The 1,491-nt window shown below is 56.5% G+C and carries 3 protein-coding genes; 2 read left to right on the top strand and 1 reads right to left on the bottom strand.

All coding sequences use genetic code 11. The features are described from left to right. Positions 1-145: 145 nt before the first annotated feature. Complete coding sequence (gene purS / locus NW837_RS07130; RefSeq protein WP_414330213.1) at positions 146-403, bottom strand: phosphoribosylformylglycinamidine synthase subunit PurS; 258 nt, start codon at positions 401-403, stop codon at positions 146-148. 62 nt (positions 404-465) lie between these two features. Between purS and NW837_RS07125 the strand changes: the two genes are divergently transcribed. Together NW837_RS07125 and NW837_RS07120 are read left to right on the top strand one after the other, a co-directional pair. Then, the gene (locus tag NW837_RS07125; RefSeq protein WP_414330211.1) at positions 466-1,239 is read left to right on the top strand and encodes an ABC transporter permease; all 774 of its coding nucleotides are present in this window, start codon (positions 466-468) and stop codon (positions 1,237-1,239) included. 16 nt (positions 1,240-1,255) lie between these two features. Continuing rightward, the coding region (locus tag NW837_RS07120; protein ID WP_414330215.1) for a 2-phosphosulfolactate phosphatase at positions 1,256-1,491 on the top strand (236 nt) is incomplete at its 3' end.

Below are 1,491 nucleotides of genomic sequence, written 5' to 3'. Positions count from 1 at the left end.
AACAACAATGCCAAACCTCACGCCGGCCATTGGGATCCCTTAAGTGAGAGGAAAGAAGATGGTCAGATTAGAGGGATGGAAGAGGGGTTGGGGGTATTTTTGGAATGGCCATCAGATCAACCCCAAATCGCGTGAACCCATCAAATTAACCACCGATGGCAGCCACTTGGATTTGATAAGTCTCAATCACCGGGTTGGCCAGCAGTTGATGGCACAGCTCATCCACCTGGCGGTGGGCGGTCTCGGCGTCGGGGGCCTCTAGCTGCAGTTGGATATGCTTGCCAATGCGCACCTGCTGTACCTGGGTATGCCCCAGCTGATGCAAGCTGGACTGAACCGCAGCCCCGGCGGGATCGAGAACAGAGGGGCGTAGGTGAATCTGAATATGGGCCTGGAACTGCATAGAATAAAGGCTGGATCTGTTACCAGTGTATCAGTCGGATCATCACAGCTTTGGGTTCAGTCATGGATGCGTCGCGCGTGGTGGCCATTGCCCACAACGTTTTCCGGGAAACGATTCGGGATCGGATTCTCTACCTGGTGATGGTATTTGCGGTGGCCATGCTGGGAGCCACTGTTTTGATCCCGCAGGTGGCCAACCAGGCCCACAACAAAATCATTGCCGACCTGGGGTTGGCGGCCATTCACTTCTTCGGCCTGATCGTGGCCATTTTCGTGGGCACAGGGCTGGTGAATAAGGAGATTGAAAAACGCACGGTGTATGTGCTGATCGCCAAACCCATGAGCCGGGCAGAGTTCATTGTCGGCAAGCATCTGGGCCTATCGGCGCTGCTGTCGGTGCTGGTGCTGCTGATGACGGTTGTGTTTCTGCTGAGCTTGCTGCTGGTGCAGGCCCCGATCCCCCTTTTGGCCATTCTCTGGGCAACAGTCTTCACTTTCTTAGAGCTGGTGCTGATTGTTGCCGCAGCCCTGCTGTTCGGGGTTTTCACTTCCTCGATTCTGGCCACCCTCTACACCATTGCCCTGTTCCTGATGGGCCATGCCAGCCGCGCCCTGCTGCAACTGAGCAAGCTGGTGAAAGATGCCGGATTTGGCAAACTGTTTGAGGTGATTTATTTGATCCTGCCGGATTTGGAGCGCCTCAATTTGAGAGATGCTGCGGTTTACGGCCAAGTTCCGCCCCCAGCAGAACTTCTCGGAGATGCACTGTACGGCTTGGTTTACACCCTTTTGCTGCTGATTCTGGCAGTGTTGGTGTTCGCCCGGCGTGAGTTCTGACGTTACCTCTTCCCCCATGCGTTTTTTCCACTTCTATACGCCCGAACAGGTGCCTTCATCTGGGATCCCGGAGTGTGCGGTGGCCATTGATGTGCTGCGGGCCACCACCACCATTGCCACAGCGCTGGCAGCAGGAGCAGAAGCGGTACAGGTGTTTGCCCACCTGCAGCAGCTCCAAGAGGCAAGCCAAAACTGGCCGGCTTCCCAGCGGCTTTTGGCCGGGGAACGGGGGGGCAAAGCGGTGGCGGGGTT

Origin of the sequence: Synechococcus sp. R6-10 (genome assembly GCF_047461815.1) — a bacterium.
In the GTDB taxonomy this organism is placed as follows: Bacteria; Cyanobacteriota; Cyanobacteriia; order Thermostichales; family Thermostichaceae; genus Thermostichus.
This window is presented reverse-complemented; position numbering and strand designations above follow the sequence as displayed.